The 13,522-nt window shown below is 69.1% G+C and carries 15 protein-coding genes; 10 read left to right on the forward strand and 5 right to left on the reverse strand.

Going from position 1 to position 13,522, the window contains the following annotated elements; translation table 11 throughout:
• Window positions 1-306 precede the first annotated feature (306 nt).
• Window positions 307-744, reverse strand: coding sequence for a glycine-rich domain-containing protein (locus tag ACGF8B_RS41010; protein WP_392747900.1), 438 nt, complete (start codon window positions 742-744; stop codon window positions 307-309).
• Between the two features lie 489 nt (window positions 745-1,233).
• Here ACGF8B_RS41010 and ACGF8B_RS41015 point away from each other — a divergent pair, with 489 nt between their 5' ends.
• On the forward strand, window positions 1,234-1,953 hold the full coding sequence (locus tag ACGF8B_RS41015) for a GntR family transcriptional regulator (RefSeq protein ID WP_392747901.1): 720 nt from the start codon (window positions 1,234-1,236) through the stop codon (window positions 1,951-1,953).
• Window positions 1,954-1,964: 11 nt separating this feature from the next.
• Here the strand turns inward: ACGF8B_RS41015 and ACGF8B_RS41020 are convergent, their stop codons facing one another.
• Window positions 1,965-2,654, reverse strand: coding sequence for a class I SAM-dependent methyltransferase (locus ACGF8B_RS41020; protein ID WP_392747903.1), 690 nt, complete (start codon window positions 2,652-2,654; stop codon window positions 1,965-1,967).
• A 242-nt stretch (window positions 2,655-2,896) separates the two neighbouring features.
• Here ACGF8B_RS41020 and ACGF8B_RS41025 point away from each other — a divergent pair, with 242 nt between their 5' ends.
• The gene (locus tag ACGF8B_RS41025; RefSeq protein ID WP_392747904.1) at window positions 2,897-6,088 is read left to right on the forward strand and encodes a hypothetical protein; all 3,192 of its coding nucleotides are present in this window, start codon (window positions 2,897-2,899) and stop codon (window positions 6,086-6,088) included.
• Between the two features lie 123 nt (window positions 6,089-6,211).
• Here ACGF8B_RS41025 and ACGF8B_RS41030 read toward each other — a convergent pair whose 3' ends face one another.
• Both ACGF8B_RS41030 and ACGF8B_RS41035 read right to left on the reverse strand, forming a co-directional pair.
• Window positions 6,212-6,805, reverse strand: a complete 594-nt coding sequence (locus ACGF8B_RS41030) for a GNAT family N-acetyltransferase (protein WP_392747906.1) — start codon at window positions 6,803-6,805, stop codon at window positions 6,212-6,214.
• A 14-nt stretch (window positions 6,806-6,819) separates the two neighbouring features.
• The gene (locus ACGF8B_RS41035) at window positions 6,820-8,055 is read right to left on the reverse strand and encodes a hypothetical protein (protein WP_392747908.1); all 1,236 of its coding nucleotides are present in this window, start codon (window positions 8,053-8,055) and stop codon (window positions 6,820-6,822) included.
• Between the two features lie 287 nt (window positions 8,056-8,342).
• On the opposite strand from ACGF8B_RS41035, the gene ACGF8B_RS41040 reads away from it, so the two are divergent.
• Entirely contained in the window at window positions 8,343-8,693 is a 351-nt protein-coding gene (locus ACGF8B_RS41040; protein WP_392747910.1) for a hypothetical protein, read from the forward strand.
• Window positions 8,690-9,073, forward strand: coding sequence for a DUF6415 family natural product biosynthesis protein (locus tag ACGF8B_RS41045; protein ID WP_392747912.1), 384 nt, complete (start codon window positions 8,690-8,692; stop codon window positions 9,071-9,073). Before ACGF8B_RS41040 ends, ACGF8B_RS41045 begins: the two co-directional genes overlap by 4 nt.
• A gap of 136 nt (window positions 9,074-9,209) precedes the next feature.
• Here the strand turns inward: ACGF8B_RS41045 and ACGF8B_RS41050 are convergent, their stop codons facing one another.
• A complete protein-coding gene (locus ACGF8B_RS41050) occupies window positions 9,210-9,425 on the reverse strand; it encodes a hypothetical protein (RefSeq protein WP_392747913.1) in 216 nt (71 codons plus the stop codon).
• A gap of 740 nt (window positions 9,426-10,165) precedes the next feature.
• Here ACGF8B_RS41050 and ACGF8B_RS41055 point away from each other — a divergent pair.
• The 6 genes from ACGF8B_RS41055 (at window position 10,166) to ACGF8B_RS41080 (ending at window position 13,520) form a co-directional block, all read left to right on the forward strand.
• Entirely contained in the window at window positions 10,166-11,008 is an 843-nt protein-coding gene (locus ACGF8B_RS41055) for a hypothetical protein (protein WP_392747915.1), read from the forward strand.
• Between the two features lie 116 nt (window positions 11,009-11,124).
• Entirely contained in the window at window positions 11,125-11,373 is a 249-nt protein-coding gene (locus ACGF8B_RS41060; RefSeq protein ID WP_392747917.1) for a hypothetical protein, read from the forward strand.
• Window positions 11,370-12,386, forward strand: coding sequence for a conjugal transfer protein (locus ACGF8B_RS41065; protein WP_392747918.1), 1,017 nt, complete (start codon window positions 11,370-11,372; stop codon window positions 12,384-12,386). Before ACGF8B_RS41060 ends, ACGF8B_RS41065 begins: the two co-directional genes overlap by 4 nt.
• Window positions 12,383-12,706 carry a hypothetical protein gene (locus ACGF8B_RS41070; protein WP_392747920.1) on the forward strand — a complete coding sequence of 108 codons (324 nt, stop codon included), beginning with the start codon at window positions 12,383-12,385 and terminating at the stop codon, window positions 12,704-12,706. Before ACGF8B_RS41065 ends, ACGF8B_RS41070 begins: the two co-directional genes overlap by 4 nt.
• Window positions 12,703-12,855 (forward strand): hypothetical protein, encoded by a 153-nt coding sequence (locus tag ACGF8B_RS41075; protein ID WP_392747922.1) that lies wholly within the window; start codon window positions 12,703-12,705, stop codon window positions 12,853-12,855. Before ACGF8B_RS41070 ends, ACGF8B_RS41075 begins: the two co-directional genes overlap by 4 nt.
• Window positions 12,852-13,520: a hypothetical protein gene (locus tag ACGF8B_RS41080; protein ID WP_392747924.1), complete on the forward strand. Its 669-nt coding sequence runs from the start codon at window positions 12,852-12,854 to the stop codon at window positions 13,518-13,520. The genes ACGF8B_RS41075 and ACGF8B_RS41080 overlap by 4 nt, the downstream gene beginning before the upstream one ends.
• Window positions 13,521-13,522: the final 2 nt, after the last annotated feature.

A 13,522-nucleotide genomic window follows, 5' to 3' on the forward strand; every position in this document is an offset into this window, starting at 1 on the left:
GCGCGCGGTCTGCTCCGCAGACGCGACGCGCCGCCGCTACGCGGCGGTTTCCGGCGCGGAGCGCCGGAGAAACTCCCCGACTCCGTCGGGGAGTTGGCGTCACTCCGTGACGCCATGTCAGGATCGCTCCGCGATCCTGACATGGGCCCGGGTCGCGGAGCGACCCGGGCCCAAACGGCCCACGCGGAGCGTGGGCCTGATCATCAGTAAGAGGAGGGGTCCTCTCCTCTTACTGATGATCCATCAGGTCATGGTGCGTCATTCTGCAAGGCCAGATAGATTATGGCCTTGAGACGCACCACCATTTCAGTGCCCGTCTTCACCGGGACGGCAGGGCGTGCACTGAGACGCGTCTGCTTCCCACAGCGCCCAGTCCACCTCAAATCCATTGGACGCGATGATTTCGGCGGTGCGCTCCACCGAACCGTCAACCTTGAACTCGACTTCCGGAACGTGGTGCAGGAATTCGCCCAGGTTCTTCGCGCAGAATTCCTGGTAGTTACGGGTGTCCAAGATGAAGACGTGAACGCCGTTGTCCACCAGCGGCCCGCATCCCATTCCCAGACCTTCGCCGCGCTTCTCCATCGCGGTGATGAGGTAGGCGACTGCCTGACCGAAGACTCGGTTAGCCATCACCTTGTCGTAGGGAAGGTCACGCACGAGAAGCGCGACCTCTCGCTCCCATACCTCCGGGGCAACGAAACTGCGCGGGTCACGGTGCGGGGCCTGTGCAGTGATGGTCATCTGTCGACTCCTTCGCTTAGGACCGGCGGGCTCTTCGCTCGCTCTCTTTGTCCTAGGATTATTCTGCCCGGAGGGCGGCCTGATAAACCTAGGACTAAAGAAAGTCCGGGGAATTCCTGCACCCCCACGACGCGCGGAGCGCGGCCAACTCGGAAGCCGCGTAGCGGCTTTGATTCATTCAGCGCGGTAGCGCGCTGAACCGCCGCGTAGCGGCGGCGCGACGTCTCTGCGGAGCAGAGCGCGCGCAAAAGAGAAGAAAGACAGGACAGTACTTCGCTGCGCCCAATTCTTCGATCTCCATACATTCCCCATGCTGATAATTCGCCATGCAAGTTTCTGGCGTTCTCTTTTATGCATGCAATTCGCTTCTAGGCTTTGCGATTTCCTCGAAATAAGGGATTCAGAGCCTGCTGCGCCGCGTGAGAGCCGCGCGGGGCTGTTCTGCTGCTCAAGGCGCTGCGGTTATAGGCCTAGGAATATAGTGTCTGCATGAGTTCCCCGGAGACTGTGCAACGAGTGCCCGCCTACCGGCAGTTGGCCAACGATCTGCGTGCCGCCATCGCCAGGGGCGAGTACGCCCCTGGCGATGTTCTGCCGCATCTGAGGGATCTGGCCACCGAGTACGGGATGGCCAAGCAGACTGCCTCACAGGCCATCACCGAACTGGAAGATGAGGGCCTGGTCCAGGCCGTACGCAAGCGCGGCACCGTGGTGCGTCAGGTGCCCTCCCCTGAGGCGCTCCCAATCGGGCGCAGGGGCTTCGAGGAGGGTTTGGTGTTGCTGCGCCCTGAGTCGGTGGCGTACAGGCCTGCTCCGGGCGACGTGGCGGCCAGGATGGGGCTCTCGTTGGGTGATGAGGTCTTCGTTCATGAACGGTTGCTGGGCACTCCGGGGGGCACCGTGCTGCGCCTGGCTACCCGCTACGTGCCAGCTTCGATTGCCCGCGCTGCAGGTCTTGACGGTCCCGAGGCGCTGGACAGTATTCAGGCAGCTGTTGAAGCGGCTGGGGACGGGACGCTGCGGCGCAGCGAGACGATTACGGCGCGCCCTGCGACGGTGGCCGAGCGAGACGTCTTGGCGTTGCCGCGGGGTGTGTGTCTGCAGCGGGTGCTGCACGTCCTGGTCGGTGCCGCCGGCGATGTCCTGGAGCTTGTGGACTGGAGGTGGTCGGCCGAGGCTTTTGAGCTGACCCGGGCGCTGCGCAGCTGACGGGTGTCGGTTCAGTTGCTGCGGTGTGCGCGGAAGATGTTCGTCGCGATCGCGGGTCGGCCGTCGGTTCCTGGGTCGTCCACGGTGAGGGTAGCCACGATCTCGAAGCCGGCTTCTTCGAGGAGCTTGGTCCATACCGGGATGCCGAGGACCCAGCGGTTCAGGGTGCCCGTGGTCCCGTCCGGTTGGCGCACCGGGATCTTGGTGGGGCGGGCATCGGTTTCTGCGGGGTGCCCGCTGTGGAAGTGCCCGAGCGTGGAAAAGACCAGTCGGCCATCGGGGGCAAGAGCGTTGCCGATGGCCGGAAGGAGAATGTGCGGGTCCGCGAAGTCGATGGCTCCGAACACCGAGTAGCAGACGTAGAAGGCGCCGGGGCGTTGTTGCAGGTAGGCCGCGGCGTCGGCGTGGACCATTTCCAGTTCCGTGAGGTCGTCGTGGAGCTCGCGGGCACGGGCGTGCTGGGCCGGTGAACTGTCGACCGCGGTGACCTGTGCGGGATCAAGCTCCCGCACCAGGGCTGCAGCCTGCTTGCCGGCCCCTGCTCCCACCTCCACCACTGCGCGGTTGGTGATGTCGCCGAGGAGCTCCGCGCCGTGCCCAGCGCGCTGGTACCAGTCCCAGAAGAACGTTCGCGTAGGCCCGCTGTCGACGCTGTTCTGGCCGTAGCTCACCCACGTGTCACGGGCAGCGGAAGTCTTCATCTCTCCAGTGTTCCCTACTGACCATGATCACTGCGGTGAGATCTCTCTGCTGATGGACGGGGGGTGCTGCGGAGTCAGCAAGATCACCTGTGGTCACAGTTCGTCCGCTACTGCACTCCTCCCGAATATTTGCAGTATCACTTCAAGTTGCACTTGAAGTGATACTGAAACTTGACTACGGTGGGACTGCACCGACCGCACGGGGCCAAGCCCCGCGGCATCTCCTCGGAAGGACTTGCGGAATGACCGTGAACACGCTCCCGATGCCCGTATCTGAGGCACTGTCGACCAACGCCCCTCACAACCTGGGAACGCTCGCCACCGCGGCGACGAACCGAGGCTGGGACGCCACGACCGAACGGAACGAGGAGCGCAATACATGGACGCTGGTGGTATCCGCGCAGTCCGACTCCCGTACGGGCCGGTACACGTGGTGCATGGGTAAATGGGCGACAGCCGACCGCGGTTACCGCGACACCGTGGCTTGGTACCGGACCGCTGCAGATGCCGCGCCCGGTGCGGTGGACGTTGCCCCGCCGGTTGGTACCGCGACGTCCGCCCTCGCTGTACTGAATGACGCGTCGCGCAGGATCACGGACGCGCTTGCCGACGCTCGTAATGCCGTGAAGGGGGCGGAGGGGTGCCATGCCGAGGCGTGCGAGGCGGGGGAAGCGGCCGAGGCCGCGCTCACGACGCACGAAGCGGAGGACTGGGCCGACGCGGCCGAGGAGGCGGCCGGACGCGCGCCCGAGTACGTCAAGCGGGCCAAGTCCGTGCTGCGTCGGGTTCAGGCGCAGCGTCGCGCGATTCAGGGTGCGTCGCGCGCGGTTGAGGAGCTCGGTCTGGACGAGGGGTTCCGGCGTACCGCCGTTGAGGCTGAGGACACCGCGCGTGAGCTTCTGGGAGAGGCTGAGGAGGCGGCCGAGGAGGCGCAGGACTGGGCCGAGGCGGCACGTGAGACGGCCGATCGTGTCTGCCTCATGTGTGGGTGTTTCGTGCGCCGTACGCCGTGCGGTTCGCACGCCCGGGGTTCTCAGTGCGGTGCGTGTGCTGTCGGTCAGTGCGGGTGCCGCGCGGTCATGCTCGCGGTTCTCGACCGTGCGGGGTCGACCGTGGCGCGTGTGGTGGATGCCGAGGCGGTGCGCGTCGGCTATCTGCTGGACTCCGAGGATGCCGCCCTGATGGATGCAGGTCAGCTCATGTTGGCCGGAGACTGGGACACGGCGGAGGAGGTACTCGCCGCGGAGGAGGCACCGGCCGAGGCGGAGGAACGGCGGGCCGCGGTGCGTGCTGCTGAGACTGCAATCGAGGCGCAGCGCGCGGCCGAGCGTCCGGTCGAGCGTGAAGCGGCGCAGCGTGCGGCGGAGTGTGCCAAGGCGGCGCAGGCGGCGGCGGAGCACTCTGGGCGGGCGGCGGAGGCATACGCAATCACGCGCGATTTGATGATGTACACGCTTAGTGCGTGGGCGGCGCGGCCGGTCGACCTGTTGCCCGAGGCGGAGGCGGCGGAGGCGCGTGCGTTGCTTGGGCATATCGATCGTCGGTCGCGTGTGGCGTACGACGTCGACTGTGCGGCGCGGTGGGAGCCGTACGACGGGTCCGCGGTGACCGACCCGCAGCGCTCCCGTGACTGTGCCAATCGTGCGCGGGTGCTGGCGATCGGGTGTGAGCGGGATGCGCGTCAGGTTGCCGAACTGTTCGCGTGGGCGGAGTACGCGGAGCGTACCGAGGCGGAGGCGGCGGAGCGTGCCGAGGCATCGGCCGGCGTCCCCCTCGCCGCTGCACCGGTGGCCACGGGGCCGCGGGTTGTGCCGGTTGCCGAGTGCGTCGCACGGGCGGAGGCGGATGCGGCGCGGCTCGACCTGATCGCGCGGGATCGGCACGCATGGATGGTCGACATGCGCGCGCTCGTCCTGGACGTGCGCGAGGGCAACATGCTGGGTGTCGATGTCGCGGACGCACGTGGCTGGTCGGAGCGTGCTGCGTCGGTTGCAGCGTCCGCCACCATGGACGCCGATCAGGCACGCTGGGAGGCGCAGCGCTGGGAGCAGGCAGCGGAGCGCGCGGTGGCGGACATGGAAGCGATGCGTACGCGCACTGCACGGCTGTTCTCCGGGGAGGGGGACGACCGGTCGCGCTGGGTATCGGCGGACGGCCGTACGGCCATCGCGCTTGCACTGTCCACCGAGGCGAACACCGTGGCGGAGACGGACGCGCGGTTCGCTGGTGTGCTGGCCGGTGCGGTTGCTGCGAAGGATGCTGGACGGCTTTTGAAGTCAACTGACATCCCCACCAAGACCAAGCACGGGCGTGGCCCCGGGACGGAGTTCAAGCAAGCCGTTACCCGCGCGTCGCGTCCGCTGGTACAGCCGTGGAAGGCCCCCCGCATCCCGGCGGAGGGTAAGCCGCTGGACGGCGCAGCACTCGCCGTGCTGGACGCCGATGGAGTATGCGCTGAGGTTGAGGCAGCGCCCGGTGTGTGGCTACCGCGCGCGGCTGTCTACGTCGCCGAGACTGCCGTGGCCAACGGGTGGACTGTCGCAATGGAGCGGCACGGTTCCAACACCGTCATCGTGCGTGCGGCAGGAGCGCTCGAACGGGCCGGCGGACCAATGGCCGGTGAAATCGTCGCGGTGTGGACCGACGGCATGTACGACGCTTCCCGGTCGGATGCGTGTGTGGGCGGCCGATGGCTGAGCAGCTCTGCGGAGCTCTCGCGGGTGCTGACCACGATCGGCCAGGCAGCGGAAGCTGTGGAAATCGTGACGGCTGGTATGCCCAAGGAAGCCAGTACGCCAGCGCCTGCAGGCGTGTCCGACCCGGGCAGCGCCGAGGCGTGGGAGAGCGACGGCGGTACGGTTCCGGGTGTCGCCGTTCCCCGCCCGAAGACGGTAGGACCTGTCTCCGACGGACCCGCAGTGCCGATGCGCGTCGACGACGTGCCCCGGTACCGGTACAGGCGGTATGACGACCGGGGACGCTGCCCGGTGGCGGTCGATGGCCCGTTGGTCGGGCACGTCTACCGAATTCGCCGCACGTGGCATGCCAATGGTCTTTCTGAGAAGCACGCGACCAGTCACACCGCGTCTTTGGCCGACGGTCCGCTGTATCCGGAAGTGTGGGGCGTCCCGGTGACCTTGGCCGGTGTCGACTATCTGCCCGGCGGGGCCGTTATGTCGCGCGGGGAGGAGGGGGGCGCGCCCGCGTGGTCCGGAATGGGTGTCCTCCTGTCCACGCCGGAGTTCGCTGGTGTTGGGATCCTGGTGCCTGCGGAGGGCCCGGCGGCGACCCCGGCGGAGAGCCCGGCGGAGGCTACTCGGGAGCGGGCACCGCCGCACAGTGGGCCGGCGCCCAGGCCGGGGAAGAAGAAGGGTGCTCTTCCCCTTCGGGGAAAGAGGTGTCGGCGTCTGCGTCGCGCTGACCCACGCCGCTGACCTGCGAAAACAGCGGTCAAGCGAATCCACCCTTGGCAACCTGTTGGGCAACCCGTTGCGCAACCTGTTAGGCAACCCGTTGCGCAACCTGTTAGGCAACCTGTTGAGCAACCGGCAGGCCCGCTAGGGCTTTACGGGTGGAACGGTGGCGACGACGGGCCCGTGGTCTGGTGGGAGGTCCAGCAGCATGGAGTGGAACAGCGGCGCGTTCGGGATGCGTGGGCGTAGGTCGCCCAGTGTCTGCCAGCCCCATGATTCGTATAGTGCCCGGACCTTGGGATGGTCCTCAAGGACCAGGAGCGTGGCGCGTTGCTCGGGCCGGGCGGCAAGCAGCGCGTCGTGGAGCCGGCGGGCGGTGCCGGTCTTGCGCCAGGGTCTGCGGACCATCAGCTCACTGAGTGCGTAGGTGCGTGTGCCGGTCTCGGTGATGGTGCCGGCGGGTACGTCGGTGAGCAGTCCGCCCCACCATCCGCTGGCGGGATACAGCGGAGCTCCGTAGGCGTAGCCGACGGGCTGTCCGTGGTCGTAGCCGACGACGCAGGTCCAGCCGGGGTCGGTCATCCAGCTGGTGAGTCCTTTGGCGAACCGGTCGACGGCGCAGAACGGGTCGGTCTGTGCTTCCTTCGCGTACACCTCGGCGTAGACGTCCAGTAGGAGCGTGCGCAGCTGGGTGGTGCGGTGGGTGGTGTAGTGGCGGAGTTCTATGTCAGCGGTCACTGCGGGCGGTTCTCCTACGCGGCGAGGGTGTGGTGGATGGTGGCGAGTCGGCTGGTGATGGCGCGGCTGCCGATGTGCGCGGTGTCGATGGTGGCTGCGGTGGTTCGGGCGCCGGCGGTGTTTCCCTGGGCGATCTGGAGTTCGGCGAGCTGGACGCTGTAGTACGCGCGGCTGCGGCGCAGGCGGGGTTCGAGGAGGGTGAGGGCCTGGGTGGTGGCGGTCTCGGCGTCGGCGAGGTGTCCCATTGCCTGGTGGGTGATGGCGGCGAGTCCGCTGATCTCTGCGGCGGTGAGGAAGTTCAGCCAGCGCGGTGCGGGTTCGGTGGGGTTGATGCGGTCGTATTCGGTCTGGGCGGCGAGCAGGGCGCGGGCTGCTGCCGGGTGGTTGCCGGTGCGGGCGTGGCTGATGGCCAGGCGGGATTGGAGCAGGGCGGCGTAGCGGGGGTCCTGGCGGGCTTCGCGGCTGGTGAGGGCGGTCTGGCTGATGCGCAGGGCTTCGCGGTCGTGTCCGCCGCGGCGGGCGTGGATGGCGAGGTCGGACCAGGCGCGTGCCTGGGCTTGGTGGCTGGTGCCGAGCATGGCCCTTTGCAGTGCGGTGGTACGCCACAGGTGTGCTGCGTCGAGGTCTCCGGCGTCGTCTGCAGCCCATCCGGCCGAGCTGCACAGGGATGCGATCGCGGTGTGGAGTGCCTTCTCGACGCGGGGTCCGTAGGTGCAGCGGTCGGCCGCGGTGGTCAGGCGGTCGAGGTAGTCGGTGGCGACGGTCAGGAGGGGTTGGCCTCCGATGGCGCTGAAGTGGGCATCGAGGCGGTCGATCCGCCCGCGGGCGCGTTCGACGTCGCTCATCGACATCCGGCCGTTGACAGGAGTTTCGTCGATGTTGAGGGCGAGGGCGACCGTCGCGGCGGCGGTCGCGGTGATGAAGCGGCGGCGGCGCACGGGCGCCTCCTTCGTCGGTGCGGGAGACCGCGGCGGGGCCGGCAGGGTCGCGCTGTTCCTGCCTCTTGGGATGAAGCCGAGTGCCTGCGCCGGTCGGTCGAAGAGCTGTTCCAGTGCGTGAAGGTAGCGGGTCCAGGGCCATCGGACTTCGCCGCTGATCCAGCGTCTGACGTGGCGGTCGGTGCACTTGCGGGGGTGGGACTCGCCGAAGATCCGGGCGGTAATCCGGTTGAGCTCGTCGGCCAGGCCCTGGTGCGTGAAGCCGTATTCGGCCATCGCGGCTTCGAGTTGAGTGTTTCGTTGTCTGTCCATCGGTTCCCCCGCAGGTTTCCGGTCGCGGCACAGACGGTAGTCCTGCCGCTCTTCTGCGCTTGGTAAAACTGTCCGGTCCTTTTTCTGGAGATGCCCGCTTTCTGGCCTGAGCCCATCCGAACGAGTCGCGGTTATCTGGGAGTACGCCGACGAACCGTCCCGGAGAGGCCCCCATGCCGAACTCGTCCCGCCACACCGCCCGGCCCTTACCGGTCAGGGTTCGCAGGAAGATCGCAGCCCTCCGCGCCCCGGCAGTGGGCGGGGCCCCCGTCGCGCCGGTGGCTGCGGTGGCACTGTATGCCGTGGTCCCGGTGCCGGGCACGAAGCACTTGGTGACGGCGCCCCTGGCCGCACACGCGCATGCGCAGGGCTGGGCCGTTCCGGCCGGCTGTGAGGTGACCGACACTGGGCCGCTCGACCAGGACACGGAACTGCGGCCGGGCTGGGCACGGATCCGCGCAGCGGTGGACGGCGGCCAGGTAGCCGGGATCATCGTCCCCGCATTCGCGCACATCGCCTACCGCTGGCACGACTGGAACACGCAACGGTCCTGGCTGCTGGACCGCGGGCTGTTCGTCATCGCCACCGACCCCACCGACTTGGTCACCGGCCTGGAACCAGAGGGAGCACGGTCATGAACGCAGTGCTGTACGACCCCGAGGCGCTCCTGGCCGAACAGCTGCCGCTCGACCGCGCGCCCATGATGGCGCTGGTCGATGCGATGCTGGCACGGAAGGACGCGAGCGGTCTGCGGGCCGGCGACTGCGCGCAGATCGCTCTGCTCCTCACCGGGCACGCCCGAATCGTCGCCGCCGAAGTCAGCCAGCACTTCGAGGCCCTGCCCAAGGACAGCAAGCTGCGGCCGGTGGCCGAGCAGGTCCTCCAGGAAGCGGAGCGCCGCCTGTCGGTGACCTCCCAGACCACCCTCGCGCACGCGCAGCAGCGGGCCCGGCTGGTGCGGGCGCTGTACCGGGCGCTGGACCAACTCGACAAGGCTCGGCCTGTTCCGTCCTCCTGACGTCTGCGACGCGCTGACCCGATTGCTGACCCGCTGCCCGCCGGACCGGTCCGGCCGCTGGTGCAGCTCTGTGGCGGGGCCCGGACCGGGCGCCCGGTGGCCGTCGGCCCGGCCCGGGAACGGGCGGTGCGCGGCGTCATCGGGTGATCAGGACGGCGGCAACGGCAGCGACGGCGACGGCGACGCAGGCGATCAGGCAGTTCGCGCCGCCGATGGCGACCGTCAACGGCGGCGTGAGGGACGGGTGGCGGTGGGTGACGTAGGCGAGGCAGCCCATCGTCAGGACGATGACGACGACCAGGACGATGGTGAGGACCACGGCGAGCAGGATCAGCAGGGCGAGCGAGGACACGGAATCTCTCCTTGAGTAGGTGCGCTCCGGGTGAGCGCGGTGGCCACAGTCCGGGCTGACGGCCGTTCGATCCAGTTCTCGCGAAAATCCGATCCGGACCTGTTCGCAGGGCGGTTGAAGTGGATTCGCGAGTGCTTGACGGCGGGCGTCGCGGGGTGGTGGCGGCACGATGACCGAGCCGGGGGTTAGCGGCGCAAGCTCGGATGGCGGGCTTAACTTTTCGGATTTCGGGGCGCTCATTCAATGGCTCTGACCTGCATCTTTGTTTTCGCCAGGTATTGAATGGGCTCCATAGAACTGCTATCGCGTTGCCACTGGTTATCTGCGTCGCAATCCGCGCAGCGTTTGGCCGCGACGGGCGTCGCGGGGTGGTGAGCATGATGGGCGAGCCGGGGGTTAGCAGCGCAAGTCCTGTTGGGGGGGTTCAACTCTGCCATCGCAGGACGCCCATTCATGAGGCTGTGACCTGCAACTTTGCGGATTGGGTCAGCAGTTGGGTCAGAGGTGCAACTGGTCCGTGGTGCCGGGCAGCAGAGTGCGGCAGTGACGGGTAAGGCGCGCAACCCCCGACTGACGGGCCCAACTCCGCTGATACGGCCGCGGGTCAGCGCAAGCGCGCGGGATACAGCGTGGGTCAGCATTTGGGCAACCCTGTGACCTGCGCGTTCAGGGGTTTGGGTCAGCGGTCGGGTCAGGGGCGCTGAGAAGAGTTCACGACATCACCTGAACGGGGAGCTGTCGTGACTGGACCACGGATCTTTGAGTCGCTGGACGCCGAATGGGCGCTGGTCTGCGCCGGAGCCGGGCGCGCCGAAATGGTGCTCGGCTGGCTGCGCGAGGGCGGGGTGCTCTCCGCGGACGAGCGGGCGCACGGTCTGGCGGAGCTCCTGGCCGAGCTGGAGCGCCGGGACCGGGCGCAGGGGCGTGTGCACAGTGACCGGTGGATGCGGGTGCTCCTGGAGCGTGCGGCCGGTGAGGGGGCCGGGGCGCAGGTGGCCGCGCGGATGGTGGTGCAGGCGATGCTGCCGGGCGCGGTGCGGCTGACGCAGCGGCTGCTGCGGGCCGGCCGGGATTTCGACGAGACGGGGCAGGTCGTCGTGGCGTGCCTGTATCAGGTGGTGCGGCGGTATCCGCTGCATCGGATGAGCGGGGCCGCGGCGACGCTGCTCCTGGAGACGCTGCACATGGCGAGCCGCGAGCTGAAGGCGGAGGCGGAGCCGGACACGGTGCCGTGGCACCCCGTCCTCGAATCCGCAGCCGTACCCGGCGAGCCGGCGGCGGACGATCCGACAGAGGCCGTCTGGCGAACCGTCCTTCGGCGGCAGGCCACCGAGGCCGGGCTGCTCCGGGCCGAGGAGGTCCCGGACGGTGCGCGGGGCGAGCTGGTCGAGCTGCTGGTGTGGGCCGTGGCCGCTGGCCTGCTCGACGTGGTGCGGGCGCGGGTGATCGCGGACGAGTCGCGGGACGGGGCGCGGGAGAGTGCGGAGCAGGCCGGTGTGTCCGCGGTGACGTGGCGACAGCGCCGCAGCCGAACCGTACGGCAGCTACGGCCGATCGCTGACCAGTGGGTGCAGGCCGCGTGATGACGATTCCTCAGATTTCTCGTCTTCGGCTGTCACGTCTGGGCCGTGGGGGCTCCTTGGTCCGGGTGTGTGGCGGAACGGCTGCCGCACCCAGGCTGAGGAGGAGTGAGCAGGACATGGCGGATCCGATGCCCGCGGCAGAGGACGGTACGGACTTCGAGCTGCTGATGCAGGCACGTCAGCGGCTGCGGGATCTGGTGGTGCAGCTGGAGATGGCGCCGTTCGCGGACCGAACCGCGACGTCCATGCGCGCCTATCTCGATGAGGACGCGGAACCGGCGCAAGCGGCGTTCGCCCGCTGGGCGGCGTTGCCGAAGGCGGCGCGGGACCGGCTGGCTGCCCGGATGTGGCAGGAGCAGCCGTGAAGCGCCGCAAGGAGCACGCGCAGGACGTGTTGCCGGCCGAGGCGGGCGGTTGGGCGCTGGGTTCCCTGGGCGCGGCGGCAAACACGGTGACGGTGCTCCGCCGTACGGCCTGGGCCTTGTTGGTGGCCGGGCCGGTGCTGGCGGGTTGGGCGCTGGTGTCCCGGCCCGCGGTCGTGCCGGCTGCGGCCCCGGTCCGGCAGGAGCAGCCGGCGGCCGGGCAGTCGGCGGGGCCGGGCGGGTTCGCGGAACTGTTCGTGAGCGCGTACCTGACGGCCGGGGAGGGCACGGAGGAGTCCCTGGCGCCGTTCCTGCCGAATGCCCGTGAGGTGAGCCTGACGGCTGACCCGGGGGTGCAGCGAGCGCAGGAGGTCGCGGCGGTGCGGGTGCGGCTCGTGTCCTCCGGCTACTGGTCGGTGACCGTGGCTGCCCGGGTGGCCCCGGCCGGTGCTGCGGACGGGAAGAAGAAGCCGGGGCCGGACGAGGCCGAGGCCGGGCCGGTGTTGCGGTATTTCCAGGTCCCGGTCAGGACCGGTGCGGGGGGCGCTCTGGCGGCTGCGGCTCTGCCGGCCGAAGTGGGCGCGCCGTTGTCCGGTGAGGCTCCGGTGCTGGCGTACGGGCAGTCGGTCCCGGTCCGCAGTTCCGATCCGGCTGGGCAGACGCTCGCGGGATTCTTCGCCGCGTATCTCGCCGGCAGTGGTGAGCTCGACCGGTACCTGTCCCCCGGTACGGCCCTGGCGGCGGTGTCGCCCGCTCCGTACACGCAGGTCGAGGTGGCCCGGCTTGCCGAGGTCGGCACGAACGACCCGGGCAGCGCCGGGCCGCAGTCGGACGGGGCGCGCAGGCAGCTCCTCGTCGACATCACCGCGTCCGATGCCGACGGTCAGAAGCGGCCTCTGACGTACGCAATCACGATCACCGCGCGGGACGGGCGCTGGGAGATCGCATCCGTGGAAGGCGCCCCCGTGCTCAGCAACGAGCCGGCCGGGGCCGGAACGAAGGAGAGCACGCAGTGATGGATGTGACGGTGCTGGCCGGGGCGATCGACGACGTCGACCAGCTCACCCAAAAAATCACAGGCCTGCTGGTCGGCTCGGTGATGTCGCTCATGGTGGTCGCGGCAGCGGTGGCTGCCTGGGCCAAGACGAAGTCGCTGGTGTCCGCCGGCGTGGCACTCGTCGGCGGAGCCGCGCTGTGGTTCGCGGTGATGAACGCGGCGGTGTTCCGCGACAGCGTGGGCGAGGAAATCGCGCCGGACAGCGGCACCACCAAGAGCGCGGGTGCCGGTTACTCGGTGGTCCGGGTCATCGAGCCGGTGACCGGTGACCGGCGGTGAACGGATTCCTGGCCGGGTGTGTGGCGGTGCTGTTCGTCCGGTTCGCCGTCTCGTACGTGTGGGCCAAGGTCCGTTCCTTGCTGACCGCTTCGGGAGCAGTATTCATCAGCGCGGCAATGGTGTGGCAGATGTTCGGTGAGCTGCGATGAGCGGCACCGCGGAATCGTCGCCGCAGGTACTGGTCGGCCGGTGCTACACCCGGGCGCGCCGTCACCCTTTGATGATCGGGAAGTGGCCCGGTGGGCGGGGACGGATCTGGGGCGGCCCGTACACGGTGCCGCAGGTCGTGGTCCTGGCCGTCTCGCTCGCGGGCCTGGTGCTGACGCGCGGGGTGTGGGCTCATTTCGGGCTGTTCAACTACGTGATCGCGATTGGTGGGCCTTACGGGTTGTCGCTGCTGGTGCGCCATGTTCAGGTCGACGGCCGTAACCCGCTGGCGGTCGCCGCGAGTTCCGCCTCACTGATGACGCGGCCGTCGGGCGGACGGCTGGGCGGGCGCCCGCTCAAGGCGCTGGGCGGTCACCGCCCGCTGATCGGGGTGTGCAGCGTCACCTGGGGCGCACCGCCGTCCCGAGCGGGGAGCGGGGGCGCGGGCGAGCGTGTGCCCCGTCCGGTCCGGTCGCCCGGTGCGGCCTCCCGCGGGATGGCCGCCGGGCGCAACACCTCGGCAAAGAGCGCACCGGTGGCCAACGGTGCAGCACCTGGAGCGGGTGGTCGGCGGCCGGCTCCGGTCGCGGCGGCGCTGCTCGCCGCCCGCCGCCGCGAAAACCAGTTCAGCGCGAGTGATGCGCCCGTGGCGCAGCGAGGGGAGTGATC

Origin of the sequence: Streptomyces sp. NPDC047917, from assembly GCF_043204345.1 — a bacterium.
Lineage (GTDB): Bacteria > Actinomycetota > Actinomycetes > Streptomycetales > Streptomycetaceae > Streptomyces > Streptomyces sanglieri.

Excerpts from the sequence above, each read along its gene's own strand:
- ACGF8B_RS41035 (WP_392747908.1), bottom strand. The coding sequence starts at position 8,055 with ATGGACAGACAACGAAACACTCAACTCGAAGCCGCGATGGCCGAATAC.
- ACGF8B_RS41045 (WP_392747912.1), top strand. The coding sequence starts at position 8,690 with ATGAACGCAGTGCTGTACGACCCCGAGGCGCTCCTGGCCGAACAGCTG.
- ACGF8B_RS41020 (WP_392747903.1), bottom strand. The coding sequence starts at position 2,654 with ATGAAGACTTCCGCTGCCCGTGACACGTGGGTGAGCTACGGCCAGAAC.
- ACGF8B_RS41010 (WP_392747900.1), bottom strand. The coding sequence starts at position 744 with ATGACCATCACTGCACAGGCCCCGCACCGTGACCCGCGCAGTTTCGTT.
- ACGF8B_RS41080 (WP_392747924.1), top strand. The coding sequence starts at position 12,852 with ATGAGCGGCACCGCGGAATCGTCGCCGCAGGTACTGGTCGGCCGGTGC.
- ACGF8B_RS41060 (WP_392747917.1), top strand. The coding sequence starts at position 11,125 with ATGGCGGATCCGATGCCCGCGGCAGAGGACGGTACGGACTTCGAGCTG.
- ACGF8B_RS41015 (WP_392747901.1), top strand. The coding sequence starts at position 1,234 with ATGAGTTCCCCGGAGACTGTGCAACGAGTGCCCGCCTACCGGCAGTTG.
- ACGF8B_RS41025 (WP_392747904.1), top strand. The coding sequence starts at position 2,897 with ATGACCGTGAACACGCTCCCGATGCCCGTATCTGAGGCACTGTCGACC.